16 protein-coding genes and 1 tRNA gene are annotated in these 13,919 nt (G+C 47.2%); all 17 read right to left on the reverse strand.

The annotated features are described in order from the left end of the window. Nucleotides 1–619: 619 nt before the first annotated feature. Entirely contained in the window at nucleotides 620–1,813 is a 1,194-nt protein-coding gene (tuf, locus tag ACMQ5W_RS18735) for an elongation factor Tu (protein WP_067532960.1), read from the reverse strand. A 41-nt stretch (nucleotides 1,814–1,854) separates the two neighbouring features. Continuing rightward, nucleotides 1,855–1,931, reverse strand: a tRNA-Thr gene (locus tag ACMQ5W_RS18740). Between the two features lie 117 nt (nucleotides 1,932–2,048). Then, nucleotides 2,049–2,555 (reverse strand): GNAT family N-acetyltransferase, encoded by a 507-nt coding sequence (locus tag ACMQ5W_RS18745; RefSeq protein WP_419026501.1) that lies wholly within the window; start codon nucleotides 2,553–2,555, stop codon nucleotides 2,049–2,051. A gap of 143 nt (nucleotides 2,556–2,698) precedes the next feature. Then, complete coding sequence (gene sigH, locus ACMQ5W_RS18750) at nucleotides 2,699–3,322, reverse strand: RNA polymerase sporulation sigma factor SigH (RefSeq protein WP_148494003.1); 624 nt, start codon at nucleotides 3,320–3,322, stop codon at nucleotides 2,699–2,701. Further along, on the reverse strand, nucleotides 3,312–4,199 hold the full coding sequence (rlmB, locus tag ACMQ5W_RS18755) for a 23S rRNA (guanosine(2251)-2'-O)-methyltransferase RlmB (protein ID WP_419026502.1): 888 nt from the start codon (nucleotides 4,197–4,199) through the stop codon (nucleotides 3,312–3,314). Before rlmB ends, sigH begins: the two co-directional genes overlap by 11 nt. A 3-nt stretch (nucleotides 4,200–4,202) precedes the next feature. Next, nucleotides 4,203–4,691 (reverse strand): dihydrofolate reductase, encoded by a 489-nt coding sequence (locus ACMQ5W_RS18760; RefSeq protein ID WP_419026504.1) that lies wholly within the window; start codon nucleotides 4,689–4,691, stop codon nucleotides 4,203–4,205. A gap of 241 nt (nucleotides 4,692–4,932) precedes the next feature. Further along, entirely contained in the window at nucleotides 4,933–5,763 is an 831-nt protein-coding gene (gene thyA / locus ACMQ5W_RS18765) for a thymidylate synthase (protein ID WP_419026505.1), read from the reverse strand. Between the two features lie 5 nt (nucleotides 5,764–5,768). After that, nucleotides 5,769–6,158, reverse strand: coding sequence for a Mini-ribonuclease 3 (locus ACMQ5W_RS18770; protein WP_419026507.1), 390 nt, complete (start codon nucleotides 6,156–6,158; stop codon nucleotides 5,769–5,771). 1 nt (nucleotide 6,159) lies between these two features. Next, complete coding sequence (cysS, locus tag ACMQ5W_RS18775) at nucleotides 6,160–7,560, reverse strand: cysteine--tRNA ligase (RefSeq protein ID WP_419026509.1); 1,401 nt, start codon at nucleotides 7,558–7,560, stop codon at nucleotides 6,160–6,162. After that, nucleotides 7,547–8,218, reverse strand: coding sequence for a serine O-acetyltransferase (cysE, locus tag ACMQ5W_RS18780; RefSeq protein ID WP_148493997.1), 672 nt, complete (start codon nucleotides 8,216–8,218; stop codon nucleotides 7,547–7,549). Before cysE ends, cysS begins: the two co-directional genes overlap by 14 nt. 72 nt (nucleotides 8,219–8,290) lie before the next feature. Continuing rightward, nucleotides 8,291–8,767, reverse strand: a complete 477-nt coding sequence (locus ACMQ5W_RS18785; RefSeq protein WP_419026511.1) for a peptidylprolyl isomerase — start codon at nucleotides 8,765–8,767, stop codon at nucleotides 8,291–8,293. A gap of 1 nt (nucleotide 8,768) precedes the next feature. Then, nucleotides 8,769–9,236, reverse strand: coding sequence for an NUDIX domain-containing protein (locus ACMQ5W_RS18790; RefSeq protein ID WP_148493995.1), 468 nt, complete (start codon nucleotides 9,234–9,236; stop codon nucleotides 8,769–8,771). Next, nucleotides 9,227–9,751 carry a chromate transporter gene (locus tag ACMQ5W_RS18795; RefSeq protein ID WP_148493994.1) on the reverse strand — a complete coding sequence of 175 codons (525 nt, stop codon included), beginning with the start codon at nucleotides 9,749–9,751 and terminating at the stop codon, nucleotides 9,227–9,229. The genes ACMQ5W_RS18790 and ACMQ5W_RS18795 overlap by 10 nt, the downstream gene beginning before the upstream one ends. Beyond that, nucleotides 9,748–10,335 carry a chromate transporter gene (locus ACMQ5W_RS18800; RefSeq protein ID WP_419026513.1) on the reverse strand — a complete coding sequence of 196 codons (588 nt, stop codon included), beginning with the start codon at nucleotides 10,333–10,335 and terminating at the stop codon, nucleotides 9,748–9,750. Before ACMQ5W_RS18800 ends, ACMQ5W_RS18795 begins: the two co-directional genes overlap by 4 nt. Nucleotide 10,336: 1 nt before the next feature. Beyond that, the gene (locus tag ACMQ5W_RS18805; protein ID WP_148493992.1) at nucleotides 10,337–10,945 is read right to left on the reverse strand and encodes a trimeric intracellular cation channel family protein; all 609 of its coding nucleotides are present in this window, start codon (nucleotides 10,943–10,945) and stop codon (nucleotides 10,337–10,339) included. A gap of 20 nt (nucleotides 10,946–10,965) precedes the next feature. Next, entirely contained in the window at nucleotides 10,966–12,696 is a 1,731-nt protein-coding gene (locus ACMQ5W_RS18810) for a proline--tRNA ligase (protein ID WP_419026516.1), read from the reverse strand. 80 nt (nucleotides 12,697–12,776) lie between these two features. Then, the gene (gene ispF / locus ACMQ5W_RS18815) at nucleotides 12,777–13,916 is read right to left on the reverse strand and encodes a 2-C-methyl-D-erythritol 2,4-cyclodiphosphate synthase (protein WP_419026518.1); all 1,140 of its coding nucleotides are present in this window, start codon (nucleotides 13,914–13,916) and stop codon (nucleotides 12,777–12,779) included. Between the last annotated feature and the right edge of the window lie 3 nt (nucleotides 13,917–13,919).

Consider the following 13,919-nt stretch of genomic DNA (forward strand, 5'->3'; position numbering starts at 1 on the left):
TTCCGTTAAGCAGGCTCCCCGTGCGGAAGCCCTATTGCGTAACTGCTCACACACCGTTACGTCCTGCTCCCCTGCCAAGCGCCCCTGGCAGCGCACTTTTAACCCCTATTGACACAAAAAAATGCAAAAGCACCTAAAAATTCCGATAATCTGGAGGCTGACAGGGGTGGCTGGAGGGAAGCCATGACGGAGTTTCAACAGTTAGAGCCATTGACGCAGGCCACCCCCTTTGCAGCCGGCGGCATTTTTTAGGTGCTTTCGGCCCTTTTTTATAAAATGACGGGTAAAACCATATCGCTGTACTCCTAGGGCAGCCCTGCCTGCTGCACCCCCCCTGGTTCCGCCCACAACAAAACCCGCGGTTGTCCGCGGGTTTCCTATTGTTATTCAATTACCTTCAATTACCGGAAATACGCAGAGAAATCAGTCCGTGGATAGGCGCAAGGGCTTTGAGTCCCGGAGCGTACACGGGGTACGTGGCGGTAAAATTCACCAAATCAAAGATTTGGGAGTTTCTCGCATGAGGCCTGCCATCGATTTGCGCCCGCAAATCGGGCTAGGGCTTCAAGGAAACGAAAAGCCCGCAGCAACAACGCCACGGGCTGATTTAGCAAGTATTCTATTCGATGATCTCAGTTACTACGCCGGATCCGACTGTCCTTCCGCCTTCTCTGATGGCGAATCTCAGCCCTTCCTCGATAGCGATCGGTGTGATCAGCGCGATCTCCATCACTACGTTGTCTCCAGGCATGCACATCTCTGTGCCTTCCGGTAACTGCAGGTCCCCTGTTACGTCTGTCGTTCTGAAGTAGAACTGCGGTCTGTATCCGTTGAAGAACGGCGTATGTCTTCCGCCTTCTTCCTTCTTCAGCACGTATACCTGTCCCTTGAACTTCGTATGCGGATGGATGGTTCCTGGTTTTGCCAGTACCTGTCCTCTTTCGATCTCATCCCTCTGCACGCCTCTCAGCAGTGCTCCGATGTTGTCTCCTGTCTCTGCTTCGTCTAACAGCTTTCTGAACATCTCCAGTCCTGTTACGACTACGCTTCTCTTCTCTTCTGAAAGTCCGATGATCTCTACTTCCTCTCCTACCTTCAGCACGCCTCTCTCGACTCTTCCTGTCGCTACGGTTCCTCTTCCTGTGATGGAGAATACGTCCTCTACCGGCATCAGGAATGGCTTGTCGTTTGCTCTCTCAGGTTCAGGGATGTATGCGTCGATCTCCTCGAACAGCTCCACGATCTTGTCTCCCCATTCTCCTGCAGGATCTTCCAGTGCCTTCAGCGCGGATCCTCTGATGATCGGTGTGTCGTCTCCAGGGAATTCATACTCGGAAAGCAGCTCCCTTACTTCCATCTCTACCAGGTCCAGCAGTTCCTCGTCATCCACCATGTCGCACTTGTTCAGGAATACCACGATGTATGGCACGCCTACCTGTCTTGACAGCAGGATGTGCTCCCTTGTCTGCGGCATCGGTCCGTCTGTTGCTGCCACTACCAGGATCGCTCCGTCCATCTGTGCTGCTCCTGTGATCATGTTCTTTACATAGTCGGCATGGCCCGGGCAGTCTACGTGGGCATAGTGTCTGTTCGGTGTCTCATACTCAACGTGTGCTGTTGAGATCGTGATTCCTCTTTCTTTTTCTTCTGGCGCCTTGTCGATCTGGTCGAAGGCCACCTTCTCTCCCAGTTCATATCTCTGGTACAGTGTCGTTGTGATCGCTGCTGTCAGAGTGGTCTTTCCGTGGTCTACGTGACCGATTGTTCCGATATTGATATGCGGTTTGTTTCTCTCGAATTTTTGCTTTGCCATTTTTACGTTTCTCCTTTAAATAAATAACAAATTAAATTTTTTGGAGCTGTTGAGCAGACTCGAACTGCCGAACCTCTTCCTTACCAAGGAAGTGCTCTACCAACTGAGCTACAACAGCCTGTCACATCTTAAGTAATCGTACTATATTTTTCACGGATTGTCAACAATTTGAAGTCATCAATCCGTAGATATTTTGTGATATTTTTATGAAAAAATACGGCTCATGCCGTATTTATCAAAAAAACGCCTCATATTCGCTGCGTAACATGGAGTAAATAATCTGATCGAGATAACCTCTTTCGGCTTTATAGTTCTGCCGCAACACCCCATCCCGATGCATACCCAGGCTCTCATAAAGTTTAATACCAACCAAATTGTCAGGATATACGTCCAACCAGAATCGATTCGTCTCCATCTCTTCAAAGGAAAATCTCAGTAAAGCCGCCATGGCTTCTCTGCCGAACCCAGCCGCTTTTTCCGAAATTGCGATTCGCCGAAGTTCAAAGACATTTGATTTAAAATCCAACCTAATCAAAGCATACCCAACAATCACACCATCTTTTTTCTTCTTAAAAATCAAAAGCAAGTGATTCGGGTCATCAATTTCCGCTGCATGTTCCTCATAAGTGCCAATCCACAGATAATCCCGATTTTCGGGATGGGATTCCAGGGCGATAATAGTATCGAGATGTTCTTCTCCCGCCTCTGTAATGATCAATCTCTTTGTTACAATGTCTTTCATATATACACCTCTCCCATATGACAATTTGCCATATGCACGAAACTCTGTCCGCTTACCACCTGCCAGTCAGCAGGTATGAACATTGTATCACAACCGGAGCCATCTGTATCCAGCCATTGCTGCAGCAATTGACCCAACCAAAGTCACGAAATCTCAAGGTAGCTCTGTATTTTTTTCTTAATTCTCTGCATGGCGTTATCCACTGTTTTAGTCGGCCTGCGCAGTTTAAACGCGATTTCTCTATAGTTCTTTCCCTTCAGCATCTCATTCCAAACTTTGTTTTCAAAAGGGCTGAATATATCCTGCTCATTGGCTTTGAGATAGTCGACGACTTCTTTCATCAACATCATGCTGACCGGGTCCGTCTCCGGGCTTGTTGCAGCTAATTTTTCAGAGAGCGACTGCGCTTCATCACCGTCCGTATCTTCTCCTGCGCTGAGCGAGACAGATTCGTTCAGAATTTGATGCTTTTGCCGATTGGCATGCTTAATCGCTGTGATGATCTGCCGGTTGACACACAACTCTGCAAAGGTACGAAAAGAAGCGTCTCCATTCTCATCGAAATCACGAATTGCTTTGAAAATGCCGATCATTCCTTCTTGAATGACATCTTCGTTATCTGCTCCGGCGATAAAATAAGTTTTCGATTTAACCTTGGCCAGTTCTTTATATTTGTTAATCAGATATTCATAAGCTGTGCTGCTGCCTTCCTGGGCCATCTTTACGATGGACTCATCCGACAGCAGATTTAGTTCCTTATTTTCCATCTCTCTGTTTTCTTACCTCATACATCAAAATCGCTGCCGCATTGGATGCGTTCAATGATGTAATCTTTCCAACCATAGGCATGGAAACGATATAATCGCACTTTTTTCTAACCAACTGGCTGATGCCGGTGCCTTCACTGCCGATGACCAGAGCGATTTTCCCTGTCAAGTCCTGATTGTAATAATTTACACCGCCCATATCACAGGCCGCAATCCAGATACCGTTTTCTTTCAGCCGGTCAATGGTCTGCCCGATGTTGGCAACTTTCACGCATGGCACATATTCTACGGCTCCTGCAGAAGCTTTGACCGCCGCTTCAGTCAAGCCGCAAGCGCGGCGTTTTGGTATGATGACACCGTGCGCTCCTGCGCATTCAGCCGTTCTCATGATAGCCCCCAGGTTATGAGGGTCCTCCAGATTGTCTAAAATAATGATAAATGGGTCTTCTCCCCTCTTTTCTGCCAGGGCATAGATGTCCTCTATCTCAGCGTAACTATAAGCAGATGCATAGGCGATGACACCTTGATGGGAGCCTCCTGCTGCAATTCTGTCTAAAGTGATCTTATCGCTCTGATAAATAGGAATCTGCTTGTCTTTGGCCATGCCGATGATTTTAGCGATGGAACCTTCAGCGCCTTTTCCTATTAAAATTTTTTCTATTTCTCTGTCGTTTTTCAATGCCTCAATCACTGGATTCCTGCCGATAATGACATTTTCGGAGGTCTGTTCTTCATACACCTCGTAGGCATCAGCTTTTACGGCTTTCACAGGCCTTGCAGGTCTCTGCCCTTTTCCTTCCGCCCTCGGAACATAACGCTTGCCCTTCCGTCCGTTGATTTCTTCCCAATTTCTCTTATTTTTTTTCTTTTCTGCCATGGCTTATTTTCTCCTATATTCAAAAAACTGATAGCGGATACCCTTCTCTTCCTGCATCTCACTTTGCCAGACGATTTCAAACTCGTCCATCTCGTCTAAATTCACAAACCAAGTATCGGCCTCAAATTTCTGATAAATTTTCGTAATGTAGCAAGTATCACATTTGGGAAGGAACTCCCTGTAGACCTTGCCGCCTCCGATAATAAAAACATCTTCGCTGTCATATTTTGTCAGCACGTCGTCAAGCTCATCTGCAGAATGGACAATCAAAACGCCTTCGGGAGCGTAGTCTTCCCGCGTGGTCAGAACAATGTTGTCCCGATGGGGCAAAGGTTTGCCGCCAGGCAGGCTTTCCAGCGTAGGCCGCCCCATCACCACTGTCTTTCCGCGGGTTCGCTCTTTAAAATACTTTAAATCGCCAGGGATGTGGCAGAGCAGACCTCCGTCCTTCCCAATGGCCCAGTTTTCATCTGTTGCAAGTATGAGTTTCATTTATCTGTTCCTTTCAAAGTTAAACTTTTGCCGTTTCTTGCAGAAACTGTGGCGGCCGTAGCGTGCCACGGAGCATAGCTCCTGCACTCCTGACAGGGGACCTGCCAACGATTTTCGTGACAAAATCGGGCTAGGTCTCCCAGCCCCATTATACGACTAACGCCTTGCCGCGCGCTCCGCTTGCGGGGCGTTAAAGCATAAGGCCTCCCATCAGTTTCTTTCAGAAACTGTGGCGAGCCCATTATACCGCGATTGGTATATTCTTGACCTGAGGGTTTTTCTGATAATCCTCGATGATCAAGTCATCGGTAGTAAAGTCGTAGAAGTCCTTCACATCCGGGTTGAGGCTGAACTTTGGTGCCGGATACTGCGGCCGCTGGATCAGTTCTTCGATAATCGGAATATGTTTATCATAGATATGGGCGTCAGCGATGATGTGAACCAATTCCCCCGGTTCAAAGCCGCACACCTGGGCCAACATGTACACCAAAACAGAATATTGCACCACATTCCAGTTATTAGCGGCAAGAATATCCTGAGAACGCTGATTCAAAATCGCATTGAGCTTGTTCCCCGTCACGTTAAAGGTCATGCTGTAAGCGCAGGGTTCCAGACCCATTTCCATCAAATCTGCAAAGTTGTAGATGTTGGTCATGATACGTCTCGACTGCGGCGTATTTTTAAGCTGCCAGATAACATTATCCACTTGGTCCATTTCACCCTGCTTGAACCTGTATTTGACACCTAGCTGATAGCCATAAGCCTTGCCAATGGAACCGTCTTCGTCAGCCCATTCGTCCCATATATGGCTCTTCAAATCGTTGATATTGTTGGATTTCTTCTGCCAAATCCAGAGCATCTCATCCACCGCCGATTTAATGGCTGTCGGCCGCAGGGTCAAGGCCGGAAACTCATCCTGTAAGTCATACCGATTGACCACGCCAAAGGTTTTTATCGTGTAAGCAGGCGATCCGTCTTCCCATCGCGCTCTGACCTCCTGCCCCTCGGTAGAAAAACCGTGATTCAAAATCTCACGGCACATATTTACAAATAATCCATCCGCTTTACTCATCACTATCACTCCTCAATTCTTTTCAACGCCTCCAGCGCCACTTCTTCCAGGCGCTGTGTCTGACCGTCCAGATAGAGAAAGCCCATCAATGCTTCGAAGGCCGTAGCTAGTTTGTAGGTTACAGCGTCTGCACTTCTCGCCTTTGACGCCGTTTTCCGATTCCTGGCCCGTTTTACCAAGCTGACTTCTTCTTCTGACAAAAAGTCCTTCAGTAAGGATTTGACCGCCTTTGCCTGTCCGTCAGCACACACGTACTTGATGGCTTCCTTGTGCAGCCTGTCCGCATTTTTCTGCCCGCTGTCCATTACATATTTTCTCGCATATATTTCATAAACGGCATCGCCTAAAAAAGCCAATGCCGTTGTATTTATTTCTCTTGGATTCAATTGTTTCATACTATTCTTTTATTATCTGTACACCCTGTGGTGTATCCTTCAGGGTAATCCCCTTTTCTTTCAATAAATCTCTGATTTCGTCAGCTCTGGCAAAATTCTTCGCCTTCCTCGCTTCTTGTCTCTCGTCAACCAGCTTCTGAATCTCCGGATCGATCGCCTCATCAGCTTTGCCCTGCAGCAGGCCCAAAACGTCGGCAAATTCCATCAGAGTCTCCAGAGACTTCTGCGCAAATTCCTTCGTAGCACCGTCTTTCACTGCAGTATTCGCCACCGTTACCAACTCAAATACAGCGCTGATAGCGTCAGCGGTATTGAGATCGTCGTCCATCACTTTGATAAATTCCTGCCGATATTTATCATACGCAGCCAGCTGCTCTTCTTCCGCAGAAGTCATCGGTCCCTCAGCTCCTGCTTTCGTCAGGTAAATCAGGTTCTCTTTGCAGTTCTCCATTCTGCCAAGACCGTTCTTGGCCTGCTCCATCAAAGCGTCGCTGAAATTGATCGGATTTCTATAATGCCCTGACAGCAGGAAAAAACGAATGACTTCTCCGTCGTATTCTTTGAGAATATCTCTTACAGTAAAGAAGTTGCCCTTGGATTTTGACATTTTCTCATTATCAATCGTAATATAGCCGTTGTGCATCCAGTAGTGAGCAAAAGGCGCGCCGTTGCAGCATTCTGACTGCGCAATTTCATTTTCATGATGCGGGAATTGCAAATCCTGGCCGCCGGCGTGGATGTCAATCGTTTCGCCTAAGTGTTTTTTCGACATCGCCGAGCATTCAATATGCCAACCCGGTCTCCCCATTCCCCATGGTGATTCCCAGGCGATTTCGTCGTCGGTCTTTCTCGCTTTCCAGAGGGCAAAATCCAGCGGATCCTGCTTTACCTCGCCCACGGCGATTCTTGCACCCGACTCTAAGTCGTCGATGTTCTGCTTAGAAAGTTTGCCGTATTCCGGAAACTTTCTCGTGGAAAAATAAACATCACCATCGGCTTCATAGGCATACCCTTTTTCCACCAAAGTCTCAACAAATCGAACGATATCCTGAATGTGTTCTGATACCTTCGGATGCACGTCAGCTTTCCTCACGTTAAGTGCCGCAGCATCTTTGTAATATTCCTCAATATACTTTTCCGATACTTCGGGAGCAGTGATCCCCTCTTCCTTCGCCTTATTGATAATCTTGTCGTCAACATCAGTAAAATTCTGCACAAATTTTACCCGATTGCCTCTGTATTCCATATACTTTCTCAAAGTGTCAAATACGACAAAGGGTCTCGCGTTACCTATATGAAAGAAATTATATACGGTAGGGCCACAGACATAGATAGAAACTTCCCCTTTTTTAATCGGTACGAACTCTTCCTTTTTTCTAGTCAGTGTGTTATATATTTTCATCTTCATTCCCTTTCTGATTTTGCTTATTGATCTGGTTGAGCTTATTCTCCAGCATTACAATTCTTCTGCGCAGGCATTCTAACTCTGTAGCTACAGGGTCCGGCAGATTGACCTGGTTGAGATCTTCTGTGCTTTCCCCATATCTCTTGACGATTTTGCCCGGAATCCCCACAACGGTACATCCCGGAGGAATCTCATTGAGCACGATGGAACCTGCGCCGATTTTCACATCGTCGCCCACCTTGAAAGGCCCCAGAACCCTGGCACCAGAACTGACGATGACTCTGTTGCCAATGGTGGGATGACGCTTTCCTGTATCTTTTCCTGTGCCGCCTAAAGTGACACCCTGATATAGCGTCACATCATCGCCAATTTCAGTAGTTTCACCGATAACGACTGCCATGCCGTGGTCGATAAAACATCTGCGCCCAATCGTAGCTCCCGGATGAATTTCTACGCCTGTCAGCCACCTGGCAAACTGTGAAATGATTCTCGCCAATAGTTTCAATTTGTGTTTATACAGGGAATGAGCCGGCTTATGAAAAATCAACGCCCAAACGCCCGGATAACACAGCAAAACCTCTATACTGTTTCTCGCTGCCGGGTCTTTTTTGAGTACTGTCTGAATATCTTCATGAACGTCCCTAAAGAATGCCATTTTGATTCATCCTTTCATATTAAGAATTAATTTTGTATTTATACCCAAAATTTCCCGCTTTACGCAAACAAATTATTCGACTGTAACAGTTTTAATGACGACCGGTTTAATGGGGTCATCCATTCTTCCTCTTGGTACATTGGCAATGTCCAGAGCCACGTCTACGCCCTCTGTAATTTTACCAAACGCAGCATATTCTCCATCAAGATGCGGAGCGTCCGCTACCATGACGAAGAACTGAGAGCCAGCTGAATCAGGAACCATCGTTCTTGCCATAGATAAAACACCAGTGGTATGTTTCAGATCATTCTTCACGCCATTGGAGTTGAACTCTCCTTTGATCGTGTATCCCGGACCGCCTGTGCCATTACCCTTTGGGCATCCTCCCTGGATCATGAATCCCGGAATCACTCTGTGAAAAGTCAATCCGTCATAAAAACCGTCTTTCGCCAATTTTTCAAAATTCTCTACTGTGATCGGCGCGATGTCCTCATAGAGTTCACCCTTCATAACGCCGCCGTTTTCCATTTCAATAATTACTTTTTTCATTTTACTCTTCTCCTTTGTATCTCAATTTATAGTAGGTCATTCCATTGTGTTCCTCTTCAAGTATACCCCAGATTTCATCATTAAAAAACTTCGGATATACATGTGGGAGCTGTCCAATCTCTTCTCTGGACATGAATTTGACCTCTCGTAATACCTGTTTATCTGCGTCAAGCTCCGGATCGCTGCCCAAGGCAAGCTCTCCGCCCACAATTTTTCCAATCATATAGTTGACAAACCGCTGTCCCCGCTCTGGGGATACTTCTTCGATATGCCATGCAACTCCATGAATTTCCACATCCAGACCGGTTTCTTCTTTCGCTTCTCTCACCGCAGCCTCGATGGAGTTTTCTCCTTCTTCAATACCGCCGCCAGGCACCATCCAGATATCGCGATCTTCGTGATGCTGCTTCACCATCAAAATTTTACCTTCTTCGTTCTGCAATACGACTCTTACGCCACCTACCCACATAACATTGCTCCTATCACGCCCGCAGCAATGACAATTGCAATCGGACTTACTTTAAATTTTCCTACAAGGATGACGGTTCCCAAAGTGATCAAACACGGTACCAGGCTGATCGTTTCAAAAGCACTCTGTCCCATGAAGATGACCGCCGCACCGATGAGACCTACCGTCACCGGTCTGATGCCGGCAAATGCTCCTTCAATAGCCCTACTCTCCTTGAACTTGCCGATAAAGTAGCACGCTAAGGTAACTAAGATAAAGGAGGGCATCGCAACGCCGAGGGTGGCAGCAAAGGCACCGGCATAACTCGCGCAGTTAAATCCTACATAAGTTGCCGCATTGACAGCCATCGGCCCCGGTGTCACCTGGGATATGGCAACAAGATTGGAGAACTCATCGGCAGACATCAGTCCAAAGGACTGCGCCCCCTGATAGATCATCGGAAGCATTGCCATGCCCCCTCCGAATCCGAAAACTCCGATCTTGGCAAACACGAGAAATAGTTTCAGGTAAATCACTGCGATTCACCCCCGTTTCCCTTCTTCTTTTCTTTGACTGCAGTATAGATCAAACCTGCAAAAATTCCTGCGACAATGGCCCATACGGCATTGACACTGAATACCGCAATCGCGGCGAAAGACAGCAAGGCAAGTATCCATTGAAAGGGTCCTTTTAGTACCTGCCTGCCAACTTTATATGCAGAGTAGGCGATCAGTCCTGTCGCCGCAGCCTTGATGCCTGCCAAAGCGCCGTTTACATATCGGTTCTCGCCGATACCGGCGAGAACTTTGATGACCAAAATAATGATGATAAAGCTGGGCAGGATGACACCGACAGTAGCGACGATGGCTCCCAATATGCCTTTCTTTGTCTGGCCGATGTAGGTCGCCATATTGATGGCAATGACGCCAGGTAAACCCTGGCTGACTGCAATGCAGTCCACAGCTTCTTCCTCAGTCATCCACTTCTTTTTATCCACGACGATATCTTGTATCAGAGGGATCATAGCCATCCCTCCTCCGATTGTAAACAGTCCTAACTTAAAGAAGGTCCAAAACAGCTGTAAATACAGATTGTTTTTTACTTTTTCTAATTTACTCATTCTAATCCAGCTTCACTTTTCCTAAATGCAAATTTTTAAATATTGCTACCAGTCTTATGACCAGAGTAACGCCAAAGCAGACGTACATAGCCAAACCAGTGCCAATATATTTATATGTTACAGCAAAGGCAATTGCTCCTACAATCGACGCTACTGCATAGACTTCTCGTCTAAAGCAGCGGGGAATTTCTTGTACAAAGACGTCTCTCAGAACGCCGCCAAAGGTTCCTGTCAGCACCGCCAATGCGATGATGACATAAATATCTCCATGGCCGCTGCGGACAGCAACCTGCGATCCGATGGCAGTAAATGCCGCCAGACCAAAGCCGTCAGCCACTGATACCAGATGAGATATTTTGTCAATCTTTTTATAAAAGAAGATGACCGCCGCTGCCGTCAGTAAACTGACGATAGCATACATAGGATTAGCCAGAGATGCCGGCAGGCTTTGATTGATCAGAACATCCCTGATAATGCCTCCTCCGATAGCGGTAATGATTGCCAGAAAACAAATACCATAGTAGTCAAGCTCCCTTTCGATGGCAACCACCGCCCCTGACACAGCAAAGGCGACAGTTCCAATCCATTCCATTACAGTTATAAAATCCACGTTTTCCTCCTGTAAATGGACTATTTCTCACGATTGACAATCTCAATGGCTCTGGAAATTGCCTCTTCAATGGTGATTTCTTCTTTATCCGCATCTCTTCTCAGCTTATATTCTACCTTGCCTTCTCCTGCCAGCTTTCCAACTGTAATTCTCACAGGAATGCCCAGAAGGTCAGCGTCTTTGAACTTGACGCCAGGTCTCTCTTTTCTGTCATCGAGAAGAACTTCCACTCTGGCATCGGCAAGCGCCTTGTAAATCTTTTCCGCAGCAGCAGCCTGTGCCTCATCGTCCGGTTTCACCAAGGTGATAATCACATGATAAGGTGCCACTGACATCGGCCAGATGATTCCGTTATCGTCGTGATGCTGCTCTACGACTGCCGCCAGGGTTCTTGTCACACCGATACCGTAACATCCCATGACGATAGGCTGCTCTTTCTGGTTCTCATCGACATACATCGCTCCCATGGATTCGGAATACTTTGTTCCCAATTTGAAGACCTGTCCCACTTCGATGCCCCTGGCGTGTTTGACAGGTGCACCGCAGACCGGGCATGGGTCTCCCTCCTGCAGTACCTTTAAGTCCGTGATAATATCTGCTTTATAATCTCTTCCGTAATTGACGTTAATCAGATGGTGGTCTTCTTTACATGCGCCTGCGCACAGATTCTTCAGTCCCGTCAGTTCGCTGTCCACTACAATAGTGCAGTCATGAAGGCCGCACGGTCCAGTAAAGCCTCCTACGCATCCTGTAGCAGCAGCCATCTTCTCCTCATCAGCAAATTCGATGGCATGTTCTGGAATATCCAGGGCATTGATCAACTTGGTCATGTTCAGCTCTCTGTCGCCCCTTACAAAAGCGGCTACGTATCCGTTTTCATTGCCCTCTTCGTCATAAATGACAAAGAGCAGTGCTTTGATGGTCTGTTTTTTATCCAGATTTAAGAAATTCGCGACATCTTCTATGGTCTTCGTTCCAGGCGTGAGAACCTCCTCCATTGCAAGTTCGCATACGTCTGCCTGCGGCGGCGCATCGACACATTCTGCTCTTTCAGTTGTAGCCGCCATGGAGCACTTTTCACAGTAGGCAATCTCACTCTCACCGACTTCGGAAATGGCTGTAAATTCGTGAGAATTGCTGCCGCCGATAGCGCCCGAATCAGCTTCTACTGGTCTGCATACAAGACCGCATCTCTTAAAAATCCGGTCATACGCCTCGTACATCTCCTGATAGCTTTGGTCGAGACCTGCGTTGTCCTTGTCAAAAGAATAGGCGTCTTTCATGATAAACTCTCTGCTTCTCATGAGTCCGAATCTCGGTCTGGCTTCATCTCTGTATTTTGTCTGAATCTGATATAGATTCATCGGCAGCTGCCTATATGACGAAATGTCATTTCTGACAATATCAGTAAAAATCTCTTCGTGAGTCGGCCCCAGACAAAAATCTCTGCCATTTCTGTCCTTCAATCTCCAAAGTTCAGGACCATAGGCATACCATCTGCCTGACTCTTCCCACAGTTCTGCCGGCTGAACGGCAGACATATGAATTTCCTGGGCGCCAGTAGCGTCCATCTCCTGTCTGACAATCTCTTCAATTTTTCTTACGGATCTCCAGCCTAACGGCATGAAACCATATACGCCAGATACCAGTTTTCTGATCATTCCCGTTCTAAGTAACAGGATGTGACTTGGGATTTCCGCTTCATTTGGAACCTCCCTAAGGGTTTTAATATGCATCTTTGTTAGTCTCATTTATCTTTTTTCCTCTCTAACGGAGTGTCCCGATTTGTAGCACAAATTGAGGGGAACTCCTTATGGTGTCGTATAACGAATCATCGTGTTAGCAGACAGACTGCCTCTGCCGCTATCCCTTCGCCTCTGCCGGTAAACCCCAGCTTCTCTGTAGTCGTCGCTTTAATGCTGACTTTATCTACGGATACGTTCAAAACCTGTGCAATATTGCCGCGCATCTCATCGATATAGCCAGCGAGCCTGGGTCGCTGACAGATGAGCGTGACGTCAGCATTTCCCAGGGAATATCCCGCCGCAGCCACCGCTTGTCCCGTCTTTTCAAGCAGCTTCAAGCTGGATATATCCTTATAGCTGTCGTCGCTGTCCGGAAACAGCTTTCCGATATCACCGAGGGCCGCTGCACCTAGCATGGCATCCATCAAAGCGTGGAGCAATACGTCCGCGTCTGAATGACCCAGAAGGCCTTTCTCAAAAGGAATCTCCACCCCGCCTAATATCAGTTTTCGATTTTCAGTCAATCTGTGAACGTCAAAACCCGTTCCAATTCGCTGTTCCACGGTCAAATCCTCCGGCGTTGTAATTTTAATGTTGGTGTTTTCACCTGCTACAATGCTGATTGCTCTGCCGATGCGCTCAACCAAGCCTGCATCATCAGTGCCATAAAATCCATCATGAAAGGCTTGTTCGTAAGCTTCTTTCAGTATAGAAAATCTGAATCCCTGGGGCGTCTGCACACACCAAAGACGGCTTCTGTCCAAAGTCCCTTCATCCATATGTCTGATGGTGTCCTTTGGCGGTATCGCTGCAATGGCCGCACCCTCTGCAGCCGCACGTTCCGTCACTTCTTTAATCAAATCGCCGCTGACATAAGGCCGCACACCATCGTGGATTAACACCAGCGAATCGTGCTCTGCCCCTATGGACTCCAGATAACCCACCGCCCGGTAGATGGAGTCCTGTCGCTCCTGTCCTCCGCAGATAACATGAAATCTGCCCGCTGCAATCTGTTCATGAAAAAATTGGCAGCAGAACGTTTGGTATTCCTCTGCTGTCACGATAACAATCTGATCTATGATAGATAGACTCGCAAATTTTTCTACTGTAGTCTCTAGAATTGTCTTATCGCCGATTTTTAGAAATTGTTTCGGCAATGGAGCTGCCATCCGTTTGCCGGACCCTGCAGCTCCAATAATTACATATACTCTTTTATCATGAAGCATATC

Origin of the sequence: Emergencia sp. (assembly GCF_048465375.1) — a bacterium.
Lineage (GTDB): Bacteria > Bacillota > Clostridia > Peptostreptococcales > Anaerovoracaceae > Senimuribacter.

Bases quoted from the DNA above. Each gene is read 5' to 3' on its own strand.
- tuf (WP_067532960.1), bottom strand. From the start codon at position 1,813: ATGGCAAAGCAAAAATTCGAGAGAAACAAACCGCATATCAATATCGGA.
- ACMQ5W_RS18745 (WP_419026501.1), bottom strand. From the start codon at position 2,555: ATGAAAGACATTGTAACAAAGAGATTGATCATTACAGAGGCGGGAGAA.
- sigH (WP_148494003.1), bottom strand. From the start codon at position 3,322: ATGGAAAATAAGGAACTAAATCTGCTGTCGGATGAGTCCATCGTAAAG.
- rlmB (WP_419026502.1), bottom strand. From the start codon at position 4,199: ATGGCAGAAAAGAAAAAAAATAAGAGAAATTGGGAAGAAATCAACGGA.
- ACMQ5W_RS18760 (WP_419026504.1), bottom strand. From the start codon at position 4,691: ATGAAACTCATACTTGCAACAGATGAAAACTGGGCCATTGGGAAGGAC.
- thyA (WP_419026505.1), bottom strand. From the start codon at position 5,763: ATGAGTAAAGCGGATGGATTATTTGTAAATATGTGCCGTGAGATTTTG.
- ACMQ5W_RS18770 (WP_419026507.1), bottom strand. From the start codon at position 6,158: ATGAAACAATTGAATCCAAGAGAAATAAATACAACGGCATTGGCTTTT.
- cysS (WP_419026509.1), bottom strand. From the start codon at position 7,560: ATGAAAATATATAACACACTGACTAGAAAAAAGGAAGAGTTCGTACCG.
- cysE (WP_148493997.1), bottom strand. From the start codon at position 8,218: ATGGCATTCTTTAGGGACGTTCATGAAGATATTCAGACAGTACTCAAA.
- ACMQ5W_RS18785 (WP_419026511.1), bottom strand. From the start codon at position 8,767: ATGAAAAAAGTAATTATTGAAATGGAAAACGGCGGCGTTATGAAGGGT.
- ACMQ5W_RS18790 (WP_148493995.1), bottom strand. From the start codon at position 9,236: ATGTGGGTAGGTGGCGTAAGAGTCGTATTGCAGAACGAAGAAGGTAAA.
- ACMQ5W_RS18800 (WP_419026513.1), bottom strand. From the start codon at position 10,335: ATGAGTAAATTAGAAAAAGTAAAAAACAATCTGTATTTACAGCTGTTT.
- ACMQ5W_RS18810 (WP_419026516.1), bottom strand. From the start codon at position 12,696: ATGAGACTAACAAAGATGCATATTAAAACCCTTAGGGAGGTTCCAAAT.
- ispF (WP_419026518.1), bottom strand. From the start codon at position 13,916: ATGCTTCATGATAAAAGAGTATATGTAATTATTGGAGCTGCAGGGTCC.